Origin of the sequence: Pseudoblastomonas marina (genome assembly GCF_014641655.1) — a bacterium.
Lineage (GTDB): Bacteria > Pseudomonadota > Alphaproteobacteria > Sphingomonadales > Sphingomonadaceae > Alteriqipengyuania_A > Alteriqipengyuania_A marina.
This window is the reverse complement of sequence record NZ_BMID01000031.1, coordinates 1-763: the sequence shown is the minus strand read 5'-3', so window position 1 is coordinate 763 and position 763 is coordinate 1. Positions and strand designations below refer to the sequence as shown.

The window sequence follows — 763 nt, the reverse complement described above, 5'->3', positions numbered from 1 at the left end:
GTGGGCATTCCTCTCTCTATTTGCTATAAGAGACCTCGAATAGAGTAATCTTATCAAGTTACAACGAGACGTTTAACTATTTGATTGCATATGTGACTTTAACTTGATATTGGGGACCTTTAGTATCCTTCGGATACGTAAGAGGAGGGTGGACCGCTTTCAGGTGTCACCTAAAGCAGCGTAATTTTGTTAAAGGACTGCACAGGACTGTTCTAATGTAGATCCAATGCGTCTTTAATGTATCCGCTAGTTAAAACTACAAAAACTTGAGCTTGGATGAAGGCAATTCCTAACTCTAATCCTGAGAAAGCTATAATAAAAGCTAAAGGTATTAAACCTAAAAAGAAGAAGATAATACCGCTTGTCATTATATTGTAAGTAAATCCTGCTAAAATATGTAACAACATATGACCTGATAAGATGTTAGCTGCTAATCTTAATCCTAAAGATATATTTCTTGCTAAATAAGAAATGAATTCAATTAAAACTAACAGAGGAAGAAGGGCTAAAGGACAACCTGCTGGAACTAATAGAGAGAAAAATTCTAATCCATGTTTTTGGAAACCTAAAATAGTTGCTCCTAAAACTATAGTGAAACTAAGAGCAAATGTCACTACAAAATGGCTTGTACTTGCGAAACTATAAGGACAGCAGAGTAAGTCTTATAGACTTACCGTGGTGGACTATATCTTAATTACTTAATTGTTATTGTAAAACAGTGTTAAGTAATTTTTCACTTGTAGTCTCTGAGGATCTTACTCAT

At 34.5% G+C, this 763-nt stretch carries 1 pseudogene; it reads right to left on the bottom strand.

Going from position 1 to position 763, the window contains the following annotated elements:
• Nucleotides 1-212: 212 nt before the first annotated feature.
• Nucleotides 213-638, bottom strand: a pseudogene (gene atpB / locus IEW49_RS13430) (F0F1 ATP synthase subunit A); the annotation flags it as partial.
• Between the last annotated feature and the right edge of the window lie 125 nt (nucleotides 639-763).